The organism is Paenibacillus mangrovi, from assembly GCF_022898935.1.
Lineage (GTDB): Bacteria > Bacillota > Bacilli > Paenibacillales > Paenibacillaceae > Paenibacillus_AQ > Paenibacillus_AQ mangrovi.
This window is the reverse complement of sequence record NZ_JALIRP010000006.1, coordinates 336,149-362,152: the sequence shown is the minus strand read 5'-3', so window position 1 is coordinate 362,152 and position 26,004 is coordinate 336,149. Positions and strand designations below refer to the sequence as shown.

The window sequence follows — 26,004 nt, the reverse complement described above, 5'->3', positions numbered from 1 at the left end:
TAATTTCCCCTTTATGTGTGGATTTGCTGTTAATGATAGGATGATAAAAACGGCTTACATTGAAGAGCTGCAATACTTCTGCTTGGCGTACATGGCGCTGCCGGTCACTCCGGCATCGTCATTATTAAGAGCCGTCACCACTTTCAAGTGCTCCCGGTAATCCGGCAAAATCCGGCTGTACAGTTCTTCTTTCAGCGGTGTTAGCAGACGGTCTCCTGCCAAGGCACCACCTCCGCCCACAATGATCAGCTCAGGGCTGACCAGCGGAACGGCATAAGACAAGGCACGTCCGAGCAAGGTACCCGCCTTTTCCAGGATGGATTTGGCCAATGGATCGTCAAGATCGTAGGCGCGCGACAGATCCGCAGCGGACAATTTCTCAAGCTTGTCATCCGGGAACCAGCTCTGAAGAATCGACGGTTCTCCGGCGCGAAGCGCCTTCAATGCCTGGCGGACCATTCCCGAAGCGGAAGCGTATGTTTCCAGGCATCCATGCAGGCCGCATGGACAAGGATCTTCAAGACCTTCCATTACAATGTGTCCGAGTTCCCCGGACATGTTGCGAAAGCCGTAAAACAGCTTCCCTTCATTCACCACGGCCGAAGCGATACCGGTACCAACGGTAATGCCCAAGACATCTTTGTATCCCTGACCCGCTCCGTACATGGCTTCTCCGTATACGTATGTGCGTACGTCATTATCAATATAAATCGGCAGATTTAGTCTGGCCTGCAGCTTTTGTACCGCTGGCAAGTTCCGCCAGCCAAGATTGCCTGCAAACCGGGCGATCCCTTCCTCTGGATCAACGAATCCCGGTAGTCCGATGCCAACGGCTGTGACCGAGATATCCACGCCTGATTGCTCTGCATATGCAACTGCCGCCTCTTCGATCATCGCTGCGATTTTTTCCAAAATCGCGTCCGGTCCTTTCGAGACTTCTGTTGCACGTTTGATTTGATATACGACATCGCCGGAAGAGCTAACCAAGCCGCATACGATGTTGGTACCGCCAACATCCACGCCAGCATATACTTCCATCTTCACACCTGCCCTGCATCTTCAATTTTGTTGACTCTATGAATTGAACTGAAGAAATGAAAACTATTTCTGATATAACATCATGAGTCAAGAAGATGAAAAATTAATCTGATGTCACGAAGACCTTTACTTGCTCCTTCGTCAGACGTTCGCGGAGCTCCTCTCCAGGCTCTTCATCGGTAATGATTCCATACAAGGCCGTCACCGGAGCAACCTGGAACAGGGAATTCCGTCCGGCCTTCGTATGGTCAAATACGGCGATCGTCCGTTCCGTCCGCTTCATCATCATTTTGGCCGTATTTGCCTCGAGCTCGGAATACGTGCTGACTCCTTGTTCCACGGAAAAGCCGTCAATGCCCATGAACATGGTATGGATATTCAGCGCTTCAAGTGTCCGCTCGGCCAGCGGGCCGCACAGCTCAAAGTTTTTGCTGCGGAGCATGCCGCCGGTCAGCACAACCTGAACATCCTCATTTTCCGACAGCTCCATCGCGATATTCACCGCATTGGTCACGACTGTTATGTTCCGGCGGTTTTTAAGCGCCCTGGCAATCAGATAGGTTGTCGTGCCCCCCGTCAAACCGATCACATCCCCTTCTTCTACAAGGGATGCTGCAAGCTGTGCAATGCTTTCTTTTTCCCGGTAGAGCTTGTTTTGCTTTTCGTGAAATGGAATCTCCCTTCCAGAGACTAGTCCCGCAGGCTTCGCTCCGCCGCCCATCGTCCGGATGACCTTTCCTGCCTTTTCCAAAGCCTCCAGGTCACGTCTGGCTGTCGCCTCCGAGCATTCGAACTGCAAGACGACCTCCTGAAGAGAGATAGAACCGTGCTGTAGGATATAATCCAGTATCTGTTCCTGACGTTCTTCTTTCGATCCATTTCGTTCACGCAAAGCTAATTCGCTCCTTTTTGATATTAGATTTTGACCACCTGGGTCAAATTCCGCGGGCTATCAGGGTTTCTTCCTTCCCGCAATGCGGTATAGTAACCGATATATTGAACCAACGGCATATTGAGTGCGGCTCTGGCTTCATCGCTCAGGTTGCGTCCTCCGGTGGCAAAGACCAGATCCGCAAAAGATGTGTCTTCTCCCTCTTCTGCAGTCACGATCACCACATATGCGCCGTATTCCTTCATTTCCTGTGCTACTTTGACTTCATAGGCTCTGGCATTCTCGGACAAGAACAGGCATACCATCGTGCCAGGCTCCACAACCGATTTAGGACCATGCCGGAATTCCATTGTACCAAAGCTTTCCGTCCATACACAGGACATTTCCTTTAATTTAAGGCAAGCCTCTTGAGCCAGTCCGTTATAAGCGCCCATGCCCAGGTAGATGAATTTGTTAAGCTCCGGATGGCCGTCGATCATCGCTTTGGCGGCTGCATCTCCTTTGGCTACGATATCCTTGCTGAGCTCTATTACTTCTTTCAACTCGGAAAGATGAGCTTCGCTTCCAGCGGCCTTCGCCATCGCTGCCTGCAGCATGAATGTCATACTGCTGAAAGATTTCGTCATAACCGTGCTCTTCTCTTTGCCCAGCGGAGACACGAGACATGGAACGTTTTTCGCCATCGTACTTTCCTCATCGCAGGTGATGCCACATGTTGTCCATCCGGCAAGATCCTTCACGGAATCCAGCGCCAGAATTACTTCGGAAGATTCCCCGGAACGGGAGATGCCGACGAGAAGCACTTCTTTCTTGGCTGCAACGGCCTGCTCTCTGAACAAATAGATCTCGGAAGACGGATGTGCGCTTGCGCTCTTGCCGGTCCATTTGCGGAAGGTGCTTGCCGCGGTTAATGCAAGATAATAAGAAGTCCCCGACCCGATAAAAATGACTTCGTCATATTTGTCGCTCTTGAAATACTGGTCCACCCAGTCTTGCTGCTGCTCCAGCTGTTTCCAAGCGGCTGCGAGCGCTTCGCTTTGCCCTCCGATTTCAGGATACGTCAATACACCATACTGTTCTGACACTTCATATCCACCCCAGTCGTTAATAATGAAATGATGAGTCTTACTAATGACAGTATATTTCACTATAATGAAATATTCAATCATAAATATGATATATTTTTGCAAATTATAAAAAGATAAGATCTATCGAATTTACATACTTACACGTAAAAAGAGCAGGCTGCGACTACGCATCCTGCTCTTTCACCGATACCCACATCGTCATACACGTCATCCCTTGAATAGATCCTCAATCACCTGTTTGGCAGCCCGAACCCGGATAGGGTCCACTGGCTGCAGGTTGTCGCCATAGCTGCGCAAAGCCGATCCAAAGTGGACCTCCTCTACGCCTGTTGCTTGTATAAAATCATGAAGTACAGGCACCGTGAGACCGTATCCTGCCAAAATGCGGATCCCTGTGCCTTGGGCTGCTTCTACCAATTTCCTGATCTGCGGAGCTGACTTCGGAGCCGGCAGAGGGCCACCCGAAGTCAGAATACGGTTGATTTGCGGATAGCGGACAAGCACGTTCAAGGCAGCCAACTGGTCCTCGATTTCGTCAAACGCTCGGTGAAAAGTTACATTCAAGCCTTCCGCTCCCGCAAGCAGCTGATCCAGTGCCGCCGTATCGATCGATCCATCTGGAGCCATGGCGCCAAGCACGATGCCTGCCGCGCCACAGTCCTTAATAAAGGCGATATCTTCCTGCATGGTTCGCAGGTCATGTTCGTCGTATACAAAGGATTGACTGTGCGGACGCACCATCACGTGAACCGGAATATGCAGCTGGCGGACCGTTTCCCGGATCAAACCGGGTCCCGGCGTGAGCCCTCCTTCCAGAATTCCGGTGACGAGCTCAATCCGATCGGCGCCGCCCTCTTCAACCAAAAGCGCGTCCGTCAAATTCGTTGCTATGACTTCAAGCTTCATGAATTCTCTCCTCTTTCCCCTCTGGAAATCTGCTCACACACAAAATCGGCAAGAAGTCTTACGCCATATCCGGTTGCTCCTGTCACTTTATACCCACGGGTGGACGGTACCTGAACCGTGTTAGCCATGTCAATATGGCACCAACGCGCTTTCGAATCTACAAAACGGCGCAGAAACAGCGCAGCCATATTGGCGCCGCCATATGGAATCGTAGGAAGATTGGCCAAATCGGCATAAGGGCTGTTTAGCAGCTCCTCGTCCTCGTCTACAAGCGGCATCCGCCAGATGCGGTCGCCATTATGTTCTCCGATCTCCATCAACTGCACGGCATAATCCGCATCTCCCCACACACCTGCAACCTTCAGTCCAAGCGCGTGCCCAACCGCCCCCGTTAGCGTAGCGACATCGATAATCTGCCGTGCGCCGCTCCGGATAGCATGCAAAATAGCGTCAGCTAGAATTAACCGTCCTTCGGCATCCGTATTCACCACATGAACCGCAAGTCCGTTTGGATAACGGACCACATCCGAAGGCAGATAGGCTCCGCCATCCGGCACATTTTCGGCAATCGGTATAAGTGCGCTGATCCGCGCTTTTACCTCCATACGTGTCAGCAGATCCATCGCGCCGATCACAGCAGCCGCCCCGCCCATATCGAAGCGCGCATCGCTTAGATCACGGGCATCCTTCAGATTCATGCCGCCCATATCAAAGGTTATGCCCTTACCGATCAATGCCAGATGATCCGCATTCGGATCCCCTGTATAGCTGATCTCAACCATAGCAGGCTGATGTTCGCTGCCAGCGCCAACAGCCAGCAGGCCATTCATCTGCCGCTGCTTCAGCTCTTCCCCTTGATAAACATGGATTTTCACATTTCTGCCGTCAAAAATCTGTCGGATTCGTGCTACAAAAGCTGCGGGATTCAGATCGCTCGCTGCTTCGTTGCACAGATCACGCGCCAAGGATGTGGCTTCGGCACGAATCCGACCTAACTGCGCGGCATAGGCATACTCCCCTGGAGCCGGACTCAACTGGACCCACTCTACCGGTGTCCGGTTCTCAGCCATTCTATATTTATTGAATTCATACGTTCCCAGCTCCCAACCTTCCACCCAAGCGGTAACCGCCTCATGGGGCCATACGGTGGAACCGAACAGGTCATGAAGGCATGCCGGATTTACTTCGGCTGTCTGCTTCCCGGCATCCGAAATGGCACGGCCGGCGTTTCCGGAAGCCTCGCGCAGCATTTCCATACTGAATTTAGCGCGGGATCCGAGTCCGATGATTAATATATCCTGCTCACTGGAACTTCGGCCGTAAAACCAGGCTAACGCTCCGCGTTCTTTCATTTTTGCAGAGACCGGAAGTTCGGGTGAATATTCTCCATCGCTGAATACCAATTCAATCAACACATTAGCGTTTTGCTCTGTTCCCGTTTTGATTTCCATCATCCACGCATCCCTTTGCGAAAGAATTAGTTCTACTTATGATACTTAAAGCTCCAGATTACCTAGCTTACTTACTGCTCTCGCATAAATAGCGGTGGCCCGAAGCAGAAGCTCTATCTCGATATATTCATTAGACTGATGTGCCGTAGATTCCATTCCGGGAAACAACGGCCCGAAAGCAACGCCCATCGGGAAGTGGGCAGCGTATGTACCGCCTCCTGTGGAGAGAAGCTCCGCGGCTTGACCGGTTTCGGCCAGATACGTCTCCTGAAGTGCCCGGATCATCGGATGCCCCTCCGGTACATAATGCGGTTTCTTCAAGCTTGGAGGCTCCATCACCAGATGATATGCGGCTATTTTGGACGAAATTTTCTTAAGCAGCTCATCATAACTTCCGCAGATCGGAAATCTCAGATTGATATGAAAGAAGGTCTCTCCCTGCGGCTCGTATTGGAGAAGTCCGCTGTTGACCGTTAGTGGCCCGCTGATGTCATCCTCCATTGCAATTCCGAGTGCCTGCCCGTAAACATCGTTGTATAGCAGCGTATCGACCGTTGACAGAAAGTGACCCGCACTGCCGTTCCAAGCGAGGTCCTTCAGAAAATGAATCAACGCAAGACCTGCATTGATACCAAGCTGAGGTTCCATTCCGTGAGCAGCTTTTCCTGCCATATGAAGTACAAGACTTTGATCACTACGCTCAACCTTGCCTTGAAGCTGCATTTCGTTGCAATATGCGAGATACTCATGCTCCATATCCTTCAGACGCTCCGGATCACCAACCACAACAGCCTCAGCCGCTTCAGGCACCATATTGGCCACCACACCTGAATGAAAGGAAATCAGCTCGAAATCCCCTTTTGTACCCGTCTCGGGATGTCCGGAAGGAAACATGATGCGCGTGTTGATTTGTCCCTTCTCCGCGCAAACGATCGGAAACTCCGCATCCGGCGTGAATCCGCAGGCCGGCATCGGCTCCAGCTCCTTATATTTCTCCATGCAGCGGTGCGTCCGTTCTTCATCCGTCCCAAAAATGAGCCGAATCCGGTGCTTCAGCGGCAATCCAAGCTCCTTCACGATTTTCAAAGCATAAAAAGAAGCCATGGCCGGCCCCTTGTCATCAATGGCTCCACGGGAGTAGATTCTGCCATCCCGAACCGCAGGCTCAAAAGGAGGCGTTACCCACTCCCCCGATATAGGCACCACGTCCAGATGACTCAGCACCGCTATGTAATGCTCGGCATCCACCGGTCCGTATTCGGCATAGCCGACAAATCCGTCATGATTACAGACCCGAAACCCTTCCGCTTTACAAAGATCCAGCATATAGCGGAGTGCTTCCGCGATTCCGGCGCCCATCGGCTGCCCTGGAGCAGCGGTGTCAGGATCAAAAATGCTCGGAATGCCGAGCAATCCCTTTAAATCATGCAGCATGGCAGCCTTACGGCTGACCGCCTGCTCATACCAATTCATGAATATCCGCTCCTTTTGATCCCCTTTGATGTATAATTGCACCCTGATATCAAAAAGTAAAAGCCGCTTTCCGCTCACCGACAACAATATGATTATCATTTTGGATTTCCTTCGGCACGACGGAGTAAAGTCTGTCTATCGTTTCCTGGTTGCTGTAACCGATCTGTTCCAGAATCGAAGCGACAATAATCGGCCACGGCGTTTCCGAACCATCAATGACTTTAAGCGCAAAAGCTACCCGTTCCTGAATTAAAGAAAAACAGTACACGCCTTTGGCTCCGCCTTTAGCAACTATATTGTCGTCACGCAGCAGCTCGGAACAAATAAAACGATGGCTTGCGATGCTATCCGGTGCGGCATGCATGTAGGACGTCATTCTTTTCACGGCTTCACGTGTCTCTTCATCCTGGATTAGATCCGGGCAGGCGAGCTTCAAATAAGCCTTGGCGATATTTTGCAGTGGAAGCGCGAAGATCGGAAAGCCGCAGCCGTCAATGCCGATTTGGATCTGCTCGGCCGGATAATCTGCCATGTCAGCAAGCGTATGCAGGATGTCCTGCTGAATCGGATGCGACAGCTGCCAGTAGGTTTCGGTGTCATAGCCCATCTCTTTGGCCGTGGCGATAATTCCCAGATGCTTGCCGGAGCAGTTATGAAACAGTCTTCTCGGTGCTTTGCCTTCACGCATGCAAGCGAACTTCGGCTCGTCATTCAGCGGATAGGTCGGACAGCAGAGCAGTTGATCCTCCGTCAGCCCGATTTTGCCCATAATCGATTCCAATGCTTCAATATGGTAGGTCTCTCCGCGATGCGATGCGGCGAACATGGCTAATTCGGCATCGGTCAATCCATATTTTCCGGCAATGTTCTGCTTCATGACCGGAATCGCTTGAAAAGGCTTGGCTGCGGAACGGAGGAACGTCACATGCTCCGCGCTTCCTACCTCATGAATCAATTCACCCTTGTCATTCACGCCACACAAAACGCCCAGATGAACATTTTCAAGCACGCCTGCGCGAAATTCTTCCACTAGTGGTTTGAAATACATCACTATCCCCCGCTTTTGATATTGTTCAAGACATGATTTGTCCGCTATTGTAAATATTGTAAAGGAATCCGAGGGAAAAGTCCCCAGTAAACTGGATAAAAACCACAAAAAAATAAAGACATTCATCTTAAAAAAGAAGAGGGAGCTGGTTGCTCCCCCTCTAATAACACGATCAATCAAATTCTACCTGTTCCCTGATTTCGATATTCTCTTATAGTAATCCCGACGGTTTAATGCGGTACCTGCGAGCTAAAATCATCCCGGCTGGATTGATCCGCATTGTAAAATACGACGTCACCATCCATTAATGTGAATCGGTTGCCATAAGCATCCTGAATATTGCGCTTAAAGCCTTCCATAGCCCACTGATTCATCAGCGGTGCGTAGATATACTGCAAATGAGGCTTTTTCAGATCACCCTGCTGGATCGACTCAATGTTGAAATTGACGACGATATAGCCATTTTTCAGGAAAATCGGAGACTTGCTGTCTAGTCCTCCATGCGTTCGTCCATACTCGGCTACATTCATTCCCGCTGCTACTACAAAAGGCTCTGCCGGCAGACTATATTCCCCGTACCATTTTTGAATCGATACGTTTGCCCTTTCTGGATCGACAGATGCTGGAATACTGTCCTGCAGCCTTAAGAAGGTTCGCAACTGTTCCGGTAAAATAAGCAGACTATAGCTACCAACCGGCGTTTTTTGCTTCGTAAAGACGTTGAGATAGTTTTGAATGTATTGATTTTTGCTGGTCCCTCCGGCTTGTCCACCATGCCCGAATTTATAGCTTGCGGTGTCGCTCAGTTCCACGGTTGGTACATTGCGGAGCCGGTCATTTAAAATAACGTAACGCTGAACCTGATCCTGGGCGGAGCCCACTTTGACGAAATTATTATTGCTGGTGTTGTAGTAGAGATCCACCGGAACACGGGTTTCTCCCTTTGCGTTAACTGCCTTGCCGTCCTTGCTCACATAGTAAAAGCTTGGCGTAATCCGGATGCCATCCAGCGACCCGAACATGTTGCCTTTCGTTTTAAAATCAAATTTGAAATGGTACCCCATTTTGACAGATACGTTTTTGTAGCCCTGCAGCGGATTACTGCCCGGCCTTATCGGCAGCGTAAAGATTGCGTTATTCCCGCGGGGATCGCCGTCGATCATTTTTTGGCCTACCCAGTAGGAAATGCCTGTTGGGTTGGCGCTGCCGGACTGCGTACGGAAAACTTTTTCCCAGTTATAATCGGCAATATCGGTGATGTGAAAATCATAGAGTCGGCCGATGACGTCGACAGGCACTACATCTGTCGCAACATGATTGGCAAGATCTAGATTGGCCTGCGATTCGGTCGTAAAGTTCGCCGGCGCATTCTCTGCAATTGTACGGAACTCCACATCATAAAATCCCTCGTCCACCCATACCGGCAAAAAGAAAGTAAACGACGTTTGCATCACCGGAATCGAAACCCAGGTGTTCTTGGGGATGAACTTGCTTTTGTCTGCTGTGTAGACATCAAACGGAAACCTTACCTGCTTGTCGCGTACGTATTTGGCATAATCCCGATTTCCATAGCCAGGAATATTGCGGTGCTGCCCGCTCGTTGGCATATAAATCGTAAAAGGCCGATCCAGAATGGTGGCATCCCGGCTGGCTGCCGGTGTGGTCTTTTGGTTATGCGCCTGGTCATCCGAGATGGAAGCGTAAATAACAACAGGAGTATGTACCGTTATCGGATTGATTCCATTGATCGCAAACGTTTTGTTTGCCCCACCGTTAATATTGCCGCTCATCAGATTGTAAAAGATCTCTCCCGTGCTGGGCTGGTTGCTCTTATTCGTCTTGCTTGTGCTAATGACATGTCCCGGGCTGTAAAGCACATTGTCATTGATCATCTGTGGCTGCGGAATTTGCACGGGAGTCGGACCGTTTTCCTGCGAACGCTGGCTGTTCATAATCTTTTGACTGTTAAAGATGAGAGAGTCGTTTTCGACCTCCACTTTGGCTACGGCCTGCTCGGCTAATCCTTTAAAGGCTCCTTGTTCATCCGGAACGTCCGGCCTTGTTTTTCCTCCTGACCTTGTCTCTGAAGGCGCTGTCTGTTCTCCAGGCTGATCCGGAGGATAGAAATTGCCATCCTGAGCCGAGGTATACACCGGAGAGGTGTAGCCAGCCGGGTTTATTGTCACGGTATCCCAAGCATAGTTGCCCAGCGTTGCATGATGAATGTCATAAACTTCAAGATTGTCAATCTTCCAAAAAGAATAGGGGCGCTCAACCGTATATGTGTACTCTTTTTCCTCGGTATCATGCTGTGGATCAGGCTCTTCGTGGGTCCCTTTTCCATCTGCGTCTGGTACCGTCTTGCCCGGGTCCCACTCCAGGTTGTAAGTCTTTTTCACCTTGACCTCGTACGTGCAAACGCCTTTCATTTGCGTAAAAGTATTCTTGTAGAGATACTCCTTCGTTTTGACGTTCCCGTATAAACTTTCGGAGGTAGAAATCCCCTGCAATACATCGAACTTTTCGCTGCCCCTGTTATCAGCTTTAATGACTGCGGAGACATTTGGATCAAGTAGTTCGCCGTGTACTGATTGAGCCGGGGCCGGAGTAGTGCAAGATGGTGGGTTCGGTGGTGGTGGTCCACATGTTTGGCCGGGTGGGCACTCATCACCATTCTTTTTTTTGTAATACATGAATAATGTGTACTTTTCAAATGAACCATCATACTTAAAAGAATAGGGATTTCCAGGCTGGATCGCCCCGCTTGGCGGTTCATCTGTCGTTGATTTTTTGAAGCCTACAAATTCATAGTCATTGTGGGTGGGTGGTGTAAACGAATAATCTTTCCCCACAATCATCTCTTCGTTTACTCGTGGTGTGAAAATATCATTTAGTGACTTGCCGTCGGTGGTGTAATATTTGACGTTTAGTTGGGTGGCTAGTTCGATTTTGAAGAGGATGGGTTGGTATATGCGGACTCCTTTTACATTGGGATCGAAGTTGCCTCCTGATTCTTCGGTAATGTCTTTTGGTTTGGGTGCGTTAAGCAACATCGTAACCGTGACAGGGATTGTAGCCGTATCTGTACCAACACCGGTAGTTGAAATCGGTTTGATCTGGTTATTGATACCACCTACACTAACTGAATCTCTGTATATAAAATAATCGTCATCTCGCGAATCACTGAAATAGATATCATTATCCGGCGTATGAACATAAATCTGAGGGGTTTCAACTTTCTTTATTTTCCGTCCCGGAAACTGAAAGCGATACGTATTTGTGGCATCTCCATATTTCCCCATATTCGGTCCAACCTTGTCTGGAACCCATTCACCAGCTGAATTACGCCACATTTCATAATAAAACATACCGACAAAGTAACGATAATTGCTTTCCTTGTGATACTTAAGGGGTGTAATCTCACTCGCTGCCTCTGCTTTAGGTGCTGAAATATAAAAAGGAATCGAAGTCAAAATTACAATTAGAGAGAGCAGGATCTTCCATCCCTTAATACACAACAACTGTAAAGGTTTCATTTCCATGGATTCTCCATTAAGGGGATGTATTCATCAGAAGCAAGTCTAATCCCAATGTAGAGGACTTCGTTTATTTTAAATTTGGTATAATTCTTGATCCCGTCCAAATCATCGAGCCAAGAGACTACAGGAAAAAAGAAGGTTTTTGTACCATCCTGATTATTAATCGTTTTTTTGTAGACAGGGTTCCTTGCACGAGGTTTGCTATCCTTTGTTAAAAAGAAAATGTCCCCCGGAGAATCAGACTTGGTCTTTGTTCGTGCCCTGATATATGCCAAACCATTGGATTCTACAACGTAATCCAAACTATAAAAATCGTCTATGAACGCTGCAGGCAAATTTGATCGTTTAAAGAGTAAGACCTTTTTGTAAGGCTGGTCATAACCATCCTTCAAGAGGTAATCACTTCCGCTAAAATATTTCTTAAACGGACCAATATCCACTGTCTTTAACCCCGCCTCATCTAGCCTCGGAGCCTCCTTCTTCCCAATCCAAACCCAGCGCCCCACCTTATCCCACTCTACCGTCTGGCCAAGGCCCTCACTGACCAAACGCAACGGAACGAATGTCCGGTTTTGCTTCAGCTCAATTTTGGTTCCGTAGGACTTGTCCTTTCCATCCACTCTCGCCACTTCCTGGCCAACCGTCATATTTACCGTATGATCACCATTTTTCACCGATACAGCCATTTGGCCGTTTACCTTTTCCCATCCTACCTCAGCCCCCAGGGCTTCAGAAACAAAACGGATCGGAACCATCACGCTGCCTTGTGCATCTTGATATGGCTGTGCATCTGGAAACTGAATTTTCTTGGCATCGAGAAGAACCTCGATTTTCCCTGCAGCAGAAGCTGCCGTGGCTGATGAACCTTTCACAATCAAACCGCCTGATAACAATAAAGAACTTGCCAGCAAAATAGGTATCACTTTTTTCACGAAACTACACTCCCTATCAATCACATTTTTTGTCTTCCTAAAAACGGTCGCCGCTGCACAATCCAATTCCTTTTGTTTTATCCTACGGGACTGCTTGCCCACGTGAATGATCTGGAGCATACCTCCCTTAAACCCTATGTATAGGTGACGCTAAAAAAAGACTGAATCTATCATCCTAAATAACTAGGACAATTGCAGTATACACCAAGTTTTTTGCAATATTTGTCATAAACAGTCGATTAAACACTCAATCATCCTAAAAATGAATTTCCTTACAATTAATAAAGCTCAGTATTTTACTTCCGTTCCATCACATAACGTCCCTACGCGTGAATATAATTGATTAATAATGACTCATCACATCTAAAGCCGAGTATACGTATTTGGGAGGTGCTGAACATGGATTCTAACGATCATTCGCTGTTTGTCGTGTCCAAGGAGGACTGGTCGCTGCACCGAAAAGGATATCAGGATCAGGTCCGCCATCAGGAAAAAGTGAAAGAAATGATTAAACAGAACCTGCCCGATCTCATCACAGAAGAAAGCATTGTCATGTCAGACGGTAAACAGATCATCAAGGTGCCTATCCGGAGCCTGGATGAATACCGTTTTATCTATAACTTCCAGAAGCAAAAGCATGTGGGTCAGGGAGATGGAGACAGTCAGGTAGGCGATGTACTCGGACGCGATCCAGTGCAAAAGCCCGGGCAGGGCGAAAAGGCTGGAGATCAACCCGGATACGATATCATGGAAGCCGAAATCAGCATGGAGGATCTGGAAAACATGCTTTTCGAGGAAATGGAGCTCCCTTTCATGAAGCCCAAAGAACAGCAGGATGTGGAGACCGAATCTATTACCTTTAACGATATCCGCAAAAAGGGCATGCAGTCCAACATCGACAAAAAGCGTACGATTCTCGAGAACCTACGACGCAATGCAACCACCGGAAATCCCGGCATCCACCACATCAGCCCTGACGATCTGCGCTACAAAACCTGGGAGGAAATTGTGGTCCCTCACTCTAGCGCCGTCATCATCGCCATGATGGATACATCCGGCAGTATGGGCACTTTTGAAAAATACTGCGCGCGCAGCTTCTTTTTCTGGATGACTCGTTTTCTGCGGCGGCAGTATGAAAAGGTGGACATCGTCTTTCTGGCGCATCATACCGAAGCGAAGGAAGTGTCCGAAGAGGACTTTTTTACGCGGGGAGAAAGCGGCGGAACCATCTGCTCATCCGCATACCAGAAAGCGCTTGAAATCATCGACCGCCGATATCCGCCCTCCAAATACAATATTTATCCATTCCACTTCTCGGACGGCGATAACCTGACTTCGGACAATGAACGCTGCGTTCGACTGATCGGAGAGCTGCTTAAGGTCAGCAACATGTTCGGATACGGGGAGGTCAACCAATACAACCGCAGCAGTACCCTCATGTCGGCCTACCGCAATATTAAGATGAATCAGTTTATGTACTATGTCATTAAGGAAAAGGGTGAAGTCTACCAGGCCCTCCGTACGTTCTTCCATAAGCAGGAAGGAGCGTTGACCTGAGTACGGACTGTGGTTTATGCCCTGCATATCAGAGTTAAGTAAAAAGACGTTGTGCGATTGCCTACAGGGCAGTCAAACAACGTCTTTTGTTGTCATCAGCTTAGGCGAACTTCCTCTATCCAGCAAATAGGCATCTGCACAGTCAATTAGGTATTCACCTACGTATCATGAAATACGATTTAATTTAGCTTAGTGAATATCTACTTAAAGGAGTGGAATCCAATGTCATTTTTGCCATCCGCACCACCTCATCCCCCTGCATTCGTACAACCAAATCCGTGTTTATATCAAATAACGTATGTCCGGCTCTGGACTGGAGAGAATTTCTGGTTTTACCCAACTAGTATAGAGTTCGATGAAGTTTCAGGCTATAGATGGTACGGGGCATTCTGGACGTTTTATAGATTTGATCCAAGATATATTTATACCGCCGAATGTCCTCCGATTCCAACGCTTTACTGAAAAAAATACTACGACTACGGAGTAGTTAATCAATACAACCGCAGCAGTACCCACGCCGACATACCTTAATATAGAGCGCTATCCTGAATATCCCTTCTTATCAGAGTTGAGCAAAAAGACGTTGTTTGGCTGCCACAGGGCAACCGCGCAACGTCTTTTTCTGTCATTCGGCCGACAATCTGCGCTACTTCGCTCGATCCTATGCCGCTTTTAGTGATTTGAACTCAATTATACGCCTATTTCACGTTTCGTTATCATATCCACCAGCTTAATTGACTGGCCGCTGTTTAACCGGGATTGCTCTGCTGCAAAGGCCATCAGATGACTCTGCAGCGAGGCTGTTGCCGAAGTTAAACCTTTGGAAGGGTTCGTATCGAAATCACGGACATCTCGCAGGAAGGAGCTAATCAATCGTTCGTCGCCACCGCCGTGACCGTCTCCTGCTACGTTGCAATCAATCTCCACCTTCTCACCGGTAACATAACGGTATAAAGTATAGCTGCCTTTATCCATATCTCCGATAATCTCGCCCTTCGTACCCATGATTTGAACTCTGCGAGCTCCACTCTGCGTGAGGCCCGACATGATGAACGAAGCATTCGCGCCGTTCTCGAATTCCATGTTCACGACCTGATGATCGACCACATTGTTATCGCAGCGATAGACGCAACGTCCAAATGGTCCTTCTTCAAGCGCCTTTAAGATGCTTTCTTGTGAAAGATCATTGATATGCATATAACGCGCCCAAGGATGCTCCGGCGGCTGCATATACATTTTAAGCGCAGAAAACGCACATTCCTTCTCCACTTCACATCCGTTGATACAACGATCCGTTGAGCCTTCCGGAGCATTCTCCGAACGGAAATGAAGCAGTGATCCATAGGAACTCACATGAGTACATGGTTGTCCCATCAACCAAGAGATAATATCCAGGTCATGACACGATTTTGCTAGAATCATCGGACTTGTCTCTTCTGATTTTCGCCAATTCCCGCGCACATAACTATGCGTCATATGTTGATAGCCGACATTCTCGGTCAATTGAATGGTTGCTATGGTACCAAGTTCGCCCGCCTCAATCCATTTCTTAATACCTGACCAGAATGGGGAATAACGAAGAACGTGGCTAACGACAAGCAACCGCTTGAAGTGATGCGAAGCTTGTTCCAGCTCAATACATTCATCTTTCGATGGAGACATCGGTTTCTCAAGCAATACATGATAGCCCAGCTCCATCGCTTTCATTGCGGGTACGTAATGGAGACGATCCAACGTGCTGATAATCATCACATCGGCAATACGCCCCTGCTCAAATACCGGTTCCCATGTGCTGTAGACATGCTCCGGCGCAATGTTATGAATAGCCGCGAACTGATTTCTTCGTTCCTCATTAGGCTCCGCGACAGCGACAATGTGTAATTCATTCGGAAATTTCTCCGCATAAGGTCCATAAATAAGTCGACCTCTGCTGCCAGCACCCAATACTACTGCTGTTAGTTTTCTCACAGACTTCTTCCTCCTCCATCTTGCTATATAAGTTGAACTAAAGAAATTGATAAGGAGAGGCTAGAGGGGGAAATGATTCTGAAGAAGCGGAGCGTTCGCCTAAAAGCTTTCCGTAGGAAAGCTACATCGAAAGCATATGCTTTACTGAGCGGATTTCAACCATTGATAGGTTCAAATCATAGAAATCTGGGAACAACAGCGATCGTAAGAACATTTCACCCGGCTGCCTTCATCCGTAAAATCAATTTGGGGTTCAACTTATATAGCCCACGTACCATCATTCTAAAATAGGGCACCGGACGGTTAAAGAGACCGTTACTTACATTTTATATACAATTGTTGACTTTGAATTTAAGGCTCCATTTATGAACTCGAACGCATCATCCGATATTCTTGTGGCGTCATTTCGTTTTGCTTCTTAAAAAAGCGAATGAAGGCAAGCGCGGAATTGTAGCCAAGCGCAGCCGCAATTTCATTGACTTTCATCGACGTATTCAGCAGCATTTCCTTCGAGATCAGATTCCGGTAATCATTCACATATTTCGATAGACCTATGCCGGTCATTTGTTTGTACAGCCTTGAGAAGTAAGATGGATTGAGGCCCACATAATCTGCCAGTGCATTTAGGGAAATATCTTTCGCGATATTTTCTTCAATATAACGATGGACTTTTTGAATCACTTCCGCTGGCAGCTCCGTCCTGCACGAATCATTCCAATCGAAGATACAAGAAGCCATCTCGTAAAAGTATTGCGTAAGATCCGACCAAGAAATATTGTCGGTTGGCTTGAACAAAGGATCCAAATCGATCAGTGTATTCACATAATCGCGAATAACTTGATTTTTATTGATATACGATAGGAACACCGCTGAAAGCGAATGATACAATTCGGTTTTGCGTTCATAAGGTGTTAGCGGGTCGTTCCAAATGGCCGTCAATTCAGCATACTGCTTGTAAAATTGCTCTTTGTGATTGTTCTCAAGACAGGTCATCAAGAATTGTACCCTCGTATGATAGAAGAAATCCTGACGGCTTCCCGCTCCTTGATTATCATTTCCTTCCATCTCGGTATCGCTCAGAATCACTCCACTCGATAAACCGTGACCATACACAAAGCAATATTTGATCGAATGGAATCGATCGGATACATGGCTCCATGCCGTCTGTTCCGTACCAAGGACGAAGGACACCGAGAGCCCCAGCAACTTCTTGCATGTCTCCTGCGCACATTCGAGAGTATCTCTCGTATATTGATAGGCTTTGGACCACTCTAAAGAATCCGAGGCGTCAGCCATGCCTTCTTTCGGCTGAATCAACCAGACAATGCGAGATAGATCATACACTAAGGAGAAACAACGGACATGCTCAGATAAGTACTCATCCGTAATATTTTGATAGGCATAAGTTAGCAGTGCTTTATCTGGTGTCGTAAACATTTCTTTCCAAGCATCCACTCTGCCAAGCAGCATATAGACAGGCATTTCCGCATCCAAAGGGATATCGACTTCATGGAATACTTGCCGAAGCTGGCATTCCGTGACCTGTTTGCCTTGGAATAACCCCCACATATACTCTTTCTGCAGCGAAGGCAGCGCCTGCCTCATCTTCTTATGCGCTCTTGCGATAATCTGCTGCTGATCCTGCTCTTCTTCAATTTTGGCAATTGCCCGCTCGACGGATTCTATTATCTTCTCATCGCTCTCAACTTTAAGTAAGTATTCGAAGCCACCATACGTAATCGCGCTTCTTGCGTAACTAAAATCATTATAGCCCGTTAAGAATATGACTTTACACGACGGCCACAGGTCTTTAATTTTTTGAAGCAGCTCAATGCCTCCAATACCTGGCATCTTAATATCCGAGATCACAATATCAATCTTGTTATTCTTCAATAACTCCAAAGCCTCTTCTCCTGAATAGGCTTTCATGACATGAAGCGGCAAATCGGTTTGCTCTAACAGCTCAAGAAGACCATCGACGATAATAGGCAGATCATCGACGATTAGAAGCCTATACATGTTGATTCCTCCTCTAGCTTGCACTCAGATTGATTGTAACTTGAAGCCCGCCAAGTTCAGATCGTGACACGGTTATGCCATATTCTTCGCCATAACGCAATTGTATTCTGCGATGGACATTCATGATACCGGTCGTCTCTTCCATTCGCTTGGACGATCGCCGCAGCCGCGTTTGAAGCTGCTCAATTTCTTCATCGGTGATGCTTCGGCCGTTATCTTCAACATAAATTGAGAATACATCATCGTGCAGCTTGCTGTGAACCCACAGCTCACCCGTCTGTACCATATTGCCAAAGGCATGCTCGTAAGCATTCTCAATAATCGGCTGCAAAATAAGCCGTGGAACGGTTAAATTCTGTACTTCTCCTTCAAATAGAACTTCGATCCGATCACCGTAACAAATCCTCTGCATATCCACATAGGTGCGGGAATGATTCACTTCAAGCTCCAGTGGAATGTCATCCTCGTCATTGCGGGTAATAAACTGGAAATATTGGCCGATATAAAGGCAAAATTGGTAAGCTTTCTCCTTCTGGTTCTCCGACTTAATTAAACGGCATAACACGAAAAAGCAGTTATATAGAAAATGAGGATTAATCTGCGACTGCAATCGCTTAAGTTCCGAGCGTTGATTGCGAATTTGCTGTTCGTAATTTTCCTCAATGAGTGTTCGCAAGGATATCACCGTATCATTAAATGCCTGATACAAATAACCGAACTCGTCTGCCCCGCGATCGATCGTGATCGGTTCCAGTATGTTCTGCCGCATGCGCCGGAACGAATGAACAAGCTTCATGAGCGGACGGTAGATCAGTCTTAATAGAAAATAAGAGAAGAAGAGCACGATGCATACCGCAAGAATACATGCCACCCAGAACAACATTCGATACATTTGCAGCGGTCCTAACACGTTGGCTTCCGGAACGCACGTAATCGAGTAAGAATTCCATAACTTCGAATATTTATAGACGGTAAGATAACGCTTTCCATCGAATTTAAGCGTCTCGTAGCCTTCTTCAGAATTCGCATTCCGCTTGTCGATGGCAAAGGCTTTCATGCGTTTCAGCAATAACGGATCCTTATCGCTCTGCGCTTCCCATCCGCGATCCAAATTTATCAATACGCTTTGCGCTCCCTGCGCGCCGTTGATCTGCGTCAGAATTTCCTTAATCTTCGTTTTAGATAATTCAACCGCCACGACATAAGTCGGATTTCTCACCGAAGTGGCAGGATACTGCATCGTAATAAATATCCGGTCATTCCAATACACAAGCGGTCCATCATATGTTTTGGCGCTTTGCTGCATCGCTATAAATTCCGGTTCGTTAATGGATGTTTCATATTTCGAACTCAGAATGGTACGTTCAAGCAATGGCACATAGGCCCTTGCCTCTTGTATAAACGGGCTTGAATTCTTCATCAGATCGAGCCGTCTCTGAATGTCTAATATTTTTCGTGAGCGGTCGTAATAACTAATCTCTGTGCCTGTCGCCGCGAGTTCCATCAAATCTTTATCCATTACATAGTTCGGCAAATACCGGCTGATCCGATCCGCTTCGTTATCCAGTGAATCCAGATAGAAGCTTGTCATGTTCAGAATAGACTCCGAAATCCCCCTCCGAATATTATTCGAACCCTTCTCATTAATCAGCCAGGTAACCATCATAAGCGGCAACAAGGCCGCCAGAAAGGCAGCCATTATCTTCTTGAATATGGAGGAATCGTTCAGAAAAAATCGGATTTTCATGATCTGTTCACCTGCATTCGTTTAGTAAGCAATCCGATACTATTCTTTGACACTGCCCATCACAATTCCTTTAATGAAGAACCGTTGCAAGAACGGATAGACGATTAGAATCGGGAATGCTGCGACGAAAATCTGCGCCGCCTTACTTGTACGATCTGATAACTTAATCATCAATTCAACGTTCTCCGCCTTAAGAAAGCGGAAATCATTTTTGATAATAATCGACTGTAAGAATGACTGCAGCGGATAATTCTCCGGATGATTCATATACAAAATCCCGTCAAACCAGCTGTTCCAGTGTCCCACAATCGTGAAGAGACCTGTGGTTGCAAGAGCGGGTAAAGACAGCGGTACATAGATTTTCCATAATGTCGTGAAGTGACTGGCCCCATCGATTCGTGAGGATTCCTCCAGCTCCTTCGGTAAGTTGCGATAAAAATTAAGCAATAGAATTACGTTGAACACCGGAACCGCTCCTGGCAAGACCAAGGCCCAAATGGAATCCAGCATGCCTAACGACTTCACCGTTAAATACATTGGTACAAGGCCGCCGCTGAAGAGAATCGTAAATACAAAAACCCAAGCATACCAGGTACGCAATCTAAACTGCGAAGTATCTTTCGATAAAGGATACGCCGTAACAATCGTCAGCAGCATGCTGATCGACGTACCGAGCACAACGCGTTTAATAGACACCCAGAAGGCGCGTAAGTATTCCGGCTTTCCGAATACGTTGTCATAAGCAGCCGTCGTGAAATCAACAGGCCACAATGTTACTTTGCCAGCTGCTGCCGCATTTCCTGAGCTGAATGAGATTGCTAATATATGAATAATTGGCATAAGACACAACAAGGATATAAAAGCTAGAAAGATGAAATTAAATACCAGAAACACCTTTCTAGACCATGAGCTATGGTTAGGCACGGGTACGTCTCCCTTCTGAATTACCTGCTATAACACTAGAAAATGCGGTAATTCGCTACACGATAAGCTAGCACATAGGAACATGAGATGAGAATAAAGCTTACGACTGATTTCAGCAGCCCTACAGCCGTTGCAAATCCGAACTGAGCCTGCTGGATCCCCATACGGTAGACGAATGTATCGATAATATCCGCGCTTTCATAGACCGGAGGACTGTACATGTTAAATATTTGATCAAATCCGGCATTAAGTACATTCCCAATACTCAAGGTCAGCATCAGAATGATAATCGGCATCATGCCTGGAAGCGTAATATGAAAAATCTGCTTGATGCGGCTTGCACCATCGATTTGCGCTGCCTCATAAAGCGACGGATTAATATTCGTAAGTGCCGCCAGATAGACAATCGTACCAAAGCCGAATTCCTTCCACACGTCCGAGAGAACCATCACATATGGGAACCAGCTGTTGCTGCCCAAGAAAAAGATCGGCTTAATTCCGAACAATCCTAAAACTTGATTGAGAATCCCGGAGGATGGTGACAAAATATCAATCAAAATACCGCTTAACAAAACCCAAGACAAAAAGTGAGGCAAATATACAAGCGTCTGAAAGGTTCTCTTAACCCATTCCTTACGCAGTTCATTCAATAGAATCGCGATCGTAATCGGAACGATCAGCCCTGCGATGATTTTCATAACCGCAATGAATATCGTATTAAAAAAGATTTGGCCAATATCCGGATACTCCATCAATAATCGGAAGTTCTTCATACCGATAAAAGGTGAACCGAACAACCCTTTATTAGGCATATATTTCTGAAACGCCATCATAATTCCCGCCATAGGGATGTAACTGAAGATAAGAACGATGATAAGACCTGGCAGCAGCATTATATGAAGCGGCCATTCTTTTTTAAACATTCGCGTTAACCCACTCATGCCCTTCACCTCGCAGTGTTTCTCTGTATAGAAAGAGGGACTGACTTCGATCAAATCAATCCCTCCATTGGTTTTGCTAAACATCGCCCGTGCTAAACATTATTTACTTGCTTTGTACCATTCGTTAACTTCTTTCGTAATTTCGTCGCCGCCAAGTTTTTTCCACTCTTCAACGAATTTGTCGAATTCGTCTACAGACACTTGGTTCATGATGATTTTGAAGTATACTTCGTCACGCTTCTTGGTCAAGATTTCTTGACGTTCTGCCATTGTTGGCGTAGGAGCGCCATAGAATTTGTTTTGCAGATATTCTTTATTTTGCTGGATTTTAGGGTTATGCGATACCGCTCCGTTCGGACCCGAAATCAGGTACTCCCACCACATGTTGATGTCGCTACCGTCAACATATTTCATTGCACGCTCATAACGCGTTTTTTGGTCTTTTGTTTCCAGAATGCTAGTATCTTTCGTTTCGATTGCTTTCGGTAAGATTTCGCCGTTGTTATCGATTTGTCTGCCTACGCGAAGCGGGTTAAGCAACCAGTAGTTAGCTCCTTTTTCTTTCAGATCTTTACCGTATTCATACACTTTTTGTTCTTCAGTTGGATGAGACTGTGTCACGATATATTGGTTCAGTAATTTGATAACGCCTTCAGGATGCTTAGCATTTTTGGAAATGACATAGTACTCGTCAACACCTAAACCGATTTGGTTCATCGTTGGGTTGCTGTCCACGGAAGGAATCGGGTATACGCCCCATTCTTGAACAACTTTACCGTCTACAACTGCGCCTTTTGCCAGCTGTGCCGGTGTCCAGGAAGCACCGAATACAAGACCTATGCTGTTGTTGTAAATAAGCTCGGATTCTTTATCGGCATCTTTAACCGTGAACTCAGGATCGATAAGACCTTTTTTAAACATATCTTGAAGTGCTTTAAGTGCATCCTTCACTTGCGGTTGGATGTCACTATTCATCAGTCCGCCGTTTCCATCTTCCATCCAGAGATTTTCATAAGCATGGTAACCGTTAAGGAATGCGCGTAATCCGGTCACTCCTGTATCTTTATTGAATGGATCTTTACTTACCGCAATACCGTAAGCTTTACCTGAACCGCCTGGATCTTTCGTTTTGAAAGCTTCAGCGATCGTCAGGAGGTCAGCCATTGTCTTCGGTTCTGGCAGGTTCAACTTTTTAAGCCAGTCCGTACGTACGTACAAGTACTGATATTGGTAAGGATTATAGGAGCTCGGAATCCCCATTAATTTACCGTCGAACGTGGCCGTTTTCATCTGCATGCCGCCGTCCATCATCAAAAATTTCTTTGTTTCATCCGTCGCGTTTTGGTCATACACATCCGTGATGTCCATGATCATGTCCGCTTCCGTCAGTTCTTTCAATTGTGTTGCATTCACACGCACGAAGTCCGGCAGGTCGTTGGATGCAATCGTCATTTTTAATTTTTCTTTGAACTGAGGATCATCCGCCGCTACCCATTTGTTCGTAATCTTTACGCCGACATCTTTCTCATAAGCGTCATACACGGCGTTCTTATCGAAACTTTCCCCCTCGTCGAATTTAAGATACGGGTCGCTTGGTGATACCGTCGAAACTTCAATGACCTGATTCTCATCTTCTTTCTGTCCCTGCTCTTGCGTTGTCTCAGGCTTTTTCTCTGCCTCTTTTGTGCCTTCACTGTTGTTGGAGTTACCACATGCCGTCAATGCCATGCACAGAACCAGGGCAACACTCAACAAGAATTTGCTGCTTTTCATATAACCCCTCCTCAATGTTCTCAATGTGTGCGCTGCAGATGATTTCTCTTCTCTTTATGATCCTTCCTGCTTTTAAGTATAGAAAAGAGCCCATCTCCATTTCCATATACTAGTCTTTACTTTCGTATACACCTCTTGATATTGAAGAAAGTCCTTGATGTCCTAGCCATTCAGGAGCATGTCAACCCTTTCGAATCAACTTCAAGATGCGTCTGTCACTGATGCCAATCGTATCGTTTGCTGTTCCCGCAATGGTCACGTCAGTTCATACTTCCGCCTTTTGTGAATATGTATAAATAAATCCCTGCGTACACTCTTCCGCAAACAGGAAGGAGCCATCCAATCATGAGTAATCAAGACGAAATCAAGCAGCTCGAATATGCTATCAGCGAAATTATGGAAATAGCCGACGGCTTCGGCTTGGATTATTATCCGATGCGTTACGAGATCTGCCCGGCTGATATCATCTACACGTTTGGCGCATACGGTATGCCCACCCGCTTCTCGCACTGGAGCTTCGGCAAAACGTTCAACAAAATGAAAATGCAGTACGACTTCGGGCTCAGCAAAATTTACGAGCTCGTCATCAACTCCAATCCGTGCTACGCTTTTCTGCTCGATGGCAACTCGCTAATCCAGAACAAGCTGATCGTCGCTCACGTTCTCGCCCATTGCGATTTCTTTAAAAACAACTTCCGTTTCTCCGCCTCCAACCGCAATATGGTCGAGAGCATGTCCGCTACAGCCGAACGGATCAGCCGTTACGAGATGGAGTACGGTACGGAGGCCGTTGAGAGTTTCATCGACGCCGTTCTAAGCATACAGGAGCATGTCGATCCACAGCTGATCAAGCCGCAGCAGCATTTTGACAAGCAAAGTTATATGGCGTTCAAAATGAAGGAGCAAAAGGAATCCGCCAAGAAGGAACGGCCTGCCGGCGATTATGATGATTTATGGAGTCTGGGTGAGCCCAAAAGTAAAGAAAAGGGCACAGCGGCTTCACGCCATTTTCCGCCCGAGCCTGAGAAGGATATCATGTGGTTCATTCAGGAATTCTCTGAGGTGCTGGAGGACTGGCAGCGGGATATCATGAGCATGCTGCGGGAGGAAATGCTGTACTTCTGGCCTCAGATGGAAACGAAAATCATGAACGAAGGCTGGGCTTCGTTTCGCCAAGGTGCTTAGCTCTAACTACAAAAAGAAACGACCTCACTTTAAGCCAGGTCGCATCTAATTAAGATTATCCATTTGCCCTTCTCTTCTTAGTTACAGTGATATCTACTCTAAGTGTACCAATTAAATCTTTCCGGTTAATTGAAATAACTTTATCTCTTATTCTGAGTGTTAAATTTTGTTCGTTATCAACATATAGTCCAAATTGCCAATCTTGTCGTTTATCAGTTGTATACAGACTAGTTAAATACTTACCGAAATTACTGAAAGGGATTGTAATTGTTGCATCTGGCGATTGTTTCTCTCCACCTAATTTTAATCGAATTGCGGATTTATCCTTCTTGATTTTTTGCCATGTTACTTTTGCAATAGTGAATTTGAAGTAAAACTGATATCCGTTTGGCGGTAATTTATAATCAGAAAATACCGCGAGCTCGTTTGCTCCATTATTATTCGGAAAGTCAATTTGCACGGATTTCATTAACTGGTAGTTCAATTCTTGAAATTTCTGTTTTTGTGCAATTACATCTTTTTTCCATTTTCCATTCAAGTCAAGCAACGTAGAAGTGGTTATGTAACGTGTGTTGATATGATCACGGTCACTTTTGCTTGTTTCGAACATGATCATGTCCTCTACATTACCCTTTTGATCCAATTCCCAGCCGTTTGTAGTAAAATTCGCAGATCCTACAAAAGCTATTTTCTCATCAAGCAAATAAATCTTTGCATGTAGATTCGGTAACCAATGAATTTCAAACCCATGTTGATTTAGCTGCTCAAGTGCTGCTACATCCACGCTTCCGTTCACATATTCAACTCCTGGCGGTACCGTAATAAGGGAACGCTTTATTACCGTACTTGGCAGTCTTTTGATTAATTCTCTAACAGCCGGCATTGTCACATATGGGGAGATAATGGTAATTGAACGGGTACTCTTTCCTAGTTGCTCGATTAATGACTTACGGAACGCACTTCCTAAGAACTGACTCATTAAAATTTCCTCCTTGCATATCCAACCACAAATTCCATTGCATTATTCGACATAAAAAAACATTTTACCTGCATCCATCCTTGATTCGAGCATAAAAATACCTACTCCCTCAGGAATCGGTTTAGGATCAATATTTAAGATTGCGCTTCATTGCACCGTGCTTGAATGAGTTATCACATAGCGCTCTCCGTTTTCCAGCACTTTGTAAGAGACGACATACCGGTGACTGTTGAATACGCCAAGCTAAACTCTTCCGTTGTGCAGCCCTCATTGTTAAGGATGGCGATTATTTACGCAACGGCGAGCTTTTTCTTGCTGTATCAAATTGAAAGTGTAGAATTGGATTTGAAATATGTGGAGCGGTCGCTGCCTTATGTTTATCAGCTGTGGGGTTAGACGGTTTATTTGGAGACGGTTGTAGAGGAGAAAGCCTTATCGTTTATGTATGATGGGAAGAAGGTTAGTCGGAAGTTTTTTCGATATAAATCAATAGTAAATAAGAAATCATCTGGAACCTATTCGTTTATCCAGATGATTTCTTTTA

At 46.5% G+C, this 26,004-nt stretch carries 17 protein-coding genes and 2 pseudogenes; 3 read left to right on the top strand and 16 right to left on the bottom strand.

Features of this window, described 5'->3' with window-relative positions:
• Positions 1-54: 54 nt before the first annotated feature.
• The 9 genes from MUG84_RS16920 to MUG84_RS16880 all read right to left on the bottom strand — a co-directional run bounded on the left by MUG84_RS16920 (position 55) and on the right by MUG84_RS16880 (position 12,367).
• On the bottom strand, positions 55-1,038 hold the full coding sequence (locus tag MUG84_RS16920) for an ROK family protein (RefSeq protein WP_244726759.1): 984 nt from the start codon (positions 1,036-1,038) through the stop codon (positions 55-57).
• Between the two features lie 103 nt (positions 1,039-1,141).
• Positions 1,142-1,930 (bottom strand): DeoR/GlpR family DNA-binding transcription regulator, encoded by a 789-nt coding sequence (locus MUG84_RS16915; RefSeq protein ID WP_244726757.1) that lies wholly within the window; start codon positions 1,928-1,930, stop codon positions 1,142-1,144.
• A gap of 23 nt (positions 1,931-1,953) precedes the next feature.
• Positions 1,954-3,015 carry an SIS domain-containing protein gene (locus MUG84_RS16910; RefSeq protein ID WP_244726755.1) on the bottom strand — a complete coding sequence of 354 codons (1,062 nt, stop codon included), beginning with the start codon at positions 3,013-3,015 and terminating at the stop codon, positions 1,954-1,956.
• Positions 3,016-3,225: 210 nt separating this feature from the next.
• Positions 3,226-3,924 (bottom strand): copper homeostasis protein CutC, encoded by a 699-nt coding sequence (locus tag MUG84_RS16905; RefSeq protein ID WP_244726753.1) that lies wholly within the window; start codon positions 3,922-3,924, stop codon positions 3,226-3,228.
• Positions 3,921-5,378: a M17 family metallopeptidase gene (locus tag MUG84_RS16900; protein WP_244726750.1), complete on the bottom strand. Its 1,458-nt coding sequence runs from the start codon at positions 5,376-5,378 to the stop codon at positions 3,921-3,923. The genes MUG84_RS16905 and MUG84_RS16900 overlap by 4 nt, the downstream gene beginning before the upstream one ends.
• A gap of 42 nt (positions 5,379-5,420) precedes the next feature.
• On the bottom strand, positions 5,421-6,848 hold the full coding sequence (gene pepV / locus MUG84_RS16895; protein ID WP_244726748.1) for a dipeptidase PepV: 1,428 nt from the start codon (positions 6,846-6,848) through the stop codon (positions 5,421-5,423).
• Between the two features lie 49 nt (positions 6,849-6,897).
• Positions 6,898-7,896, bottom strand: a complete 999-nt coding sequence (locus MUG84_RS16890; protein WP_244726746.1) for an asparaginase — start codon at positions 7,894-7,896, stop codon at positions 6,898-6,900.
• Positions 7,897-8,126: 230 nt separating this feature from the next.
• Complete coding sequence (locus tag MUG84_RS16885) at positions 8,127-11,432, bottom strand: DUF5704 domain-containing protein (RefSeq protein ID WP_244726744.1); 3,306 nt, start codon at positions 11,430-11,432, stop codon at positions 8,127-8,129.
• The gene (locus MUG84_RS16880) at positions 11,429-12,367 is read right to left on the bottom strand and encodes a copper amine oxidase N-terminal domain-containing protein (RefSeq protein WP_244726741.1); all 939 of its coding nucleotides are present in this window, start codon (positions 12,365-12,367) and stop codon (positions 11,429-11,431) included. The genes MUG84_RS16885 and MUG84_RS16880 overlap by 4 nt, the downstream gene beginning before the upstream one ends.
• 399 nt (positions 12,368-12,766) lie before the next feature.
• Between MUG84_RS16880 and yhbH the strand changes: the two genes are divergently transcribed.
• Complete coding sequence (gene yhbH / locus MUG84_RS16875) at positions 12,767-13,924, top strand: sporulation protein YhbH (protein WP_244726739.1); 1,158 nt, start codon at positions 12,767-12,769, stop codon at positions 13,922-13,924.
• Between the two features lie 690 nt (positions 13,925-14,614).
• Here the strand turns inward: yhbH and MUG84_RS16870 are convergent.
• The 6 genes from MUG84_RS16870 to MUG84_RS16845 form a co-directional block, all read right to left on the bottom strand.
• Positions 14,615-15,892, bottom strand: coding sequence for a Gfo/Idh/MocA family protein (locus MUG84_RS16870; RefSeq protein ID WP_244726737.1), 1,278 nt, complete (start codon positions 15,890-15,892; stop codon positions 14,615-14,617).
• A gap of 363 nt (positions 15,893-16,255) precedes the next feature.
• Positions 16,256-17,911 carry a response regulator transcription factor gene (locus MUG84_RS16865; RefSeq protein ID WP_244726735.1) on the bottom strand — a complete coding sequence of 552 codons (1,656 nt, stop codon included), beginning with the start codon at positions 17,909-17,911 and terminating at the stop codon, positions 16,256-16,258.
• Between the two features lie 13 nt (positions 17,912-17,924).
• The gene (locus MUG84_RS16860; protein ID WP_244726733.1) at positions 17,925-19,658 is read right to left on the bottom strand and encodes a sensor histidine kinase; all 1,734 of its coding nucleotides are present in this window, start codon (positions 19,656-19,658) and stop codon (positions 17,925-17,927) included.
• 39 nt (positions 19,659-19,697) lie between these two features.
• The gene (locus MUG84_RS16855; protein ID WP_244726731.1) at positions 19,698-20,582 is read right to left on the bottom strand and encodes a carbohydrate ABC transporter permease; all 885 of its coding nucleotides are present in this window, start codon (positions 20,580-20,582) and stop codon (positions 19,698-19,700) included.
• Positions 20,583-20,617: 35 nt separating this feature from the next.
• Complete coding sequence (locus MUG84_RS16850) at positions 20,618-21,523, bottom strand: ABC transporter permease (protein ID WP_244726729.1); 906 nt, start codon at positions 21,521-21,523, stop codon at positions 20,618-20,620.
• A 99-nt stretch (positions 21,524-21,622) separates the two neighbouring features.
• The gene (locus tag MUG84_RS16845) at positions 21,623-23,296 is read right to left on the bottom strand and encodes an extracellular solute-binding protein (RefSeq protein ID WP_244726727.1); all 1,674 of its coding nucleotides are present in this window, start codon (positions 23,294-23,296) and stop codon (positions 21,623-21,625) included.
• Positions 23,297-23,641: 345 nt separating this feature from the next.
• Between MUG84_RS16845 and MUG84_RS16840 the strand changes: the two are divergent.
• A pseudogene (locus MUG84_RS16840) lies at positions 23,642-24,466 on the top strand (SpoVR family protein); the annotation flags it as partial.
• Positions 24,467-24,536: 70 nt separating this feature from the next.
• Here the strand turns inward: MUG84_RS16840 and MUG84_RS16835 are convergent.
• Entirely contained in the window at positions 24,537-25,460 is a 924-nt protein-coding gene (locus tag MUG84_RS16835; RefSeq protein WP_244726724.1) for a phospholipase D family protein, read from the bottom strand.
• 266 nt (positions 25,461-25,726) lie between these two features.
• Here MUG84_RS16835 and MUG84_RS16830 point away from each other — a divergent pair.
• A pseudogene (locus MUG84_RS16830) lies at positions 25,727-25,934 on the top strand (stage V sporulation protein R); the annotation flags it as partial.
• Positions 25,935-26,004 lie beyond the last annotated feature (70 nt).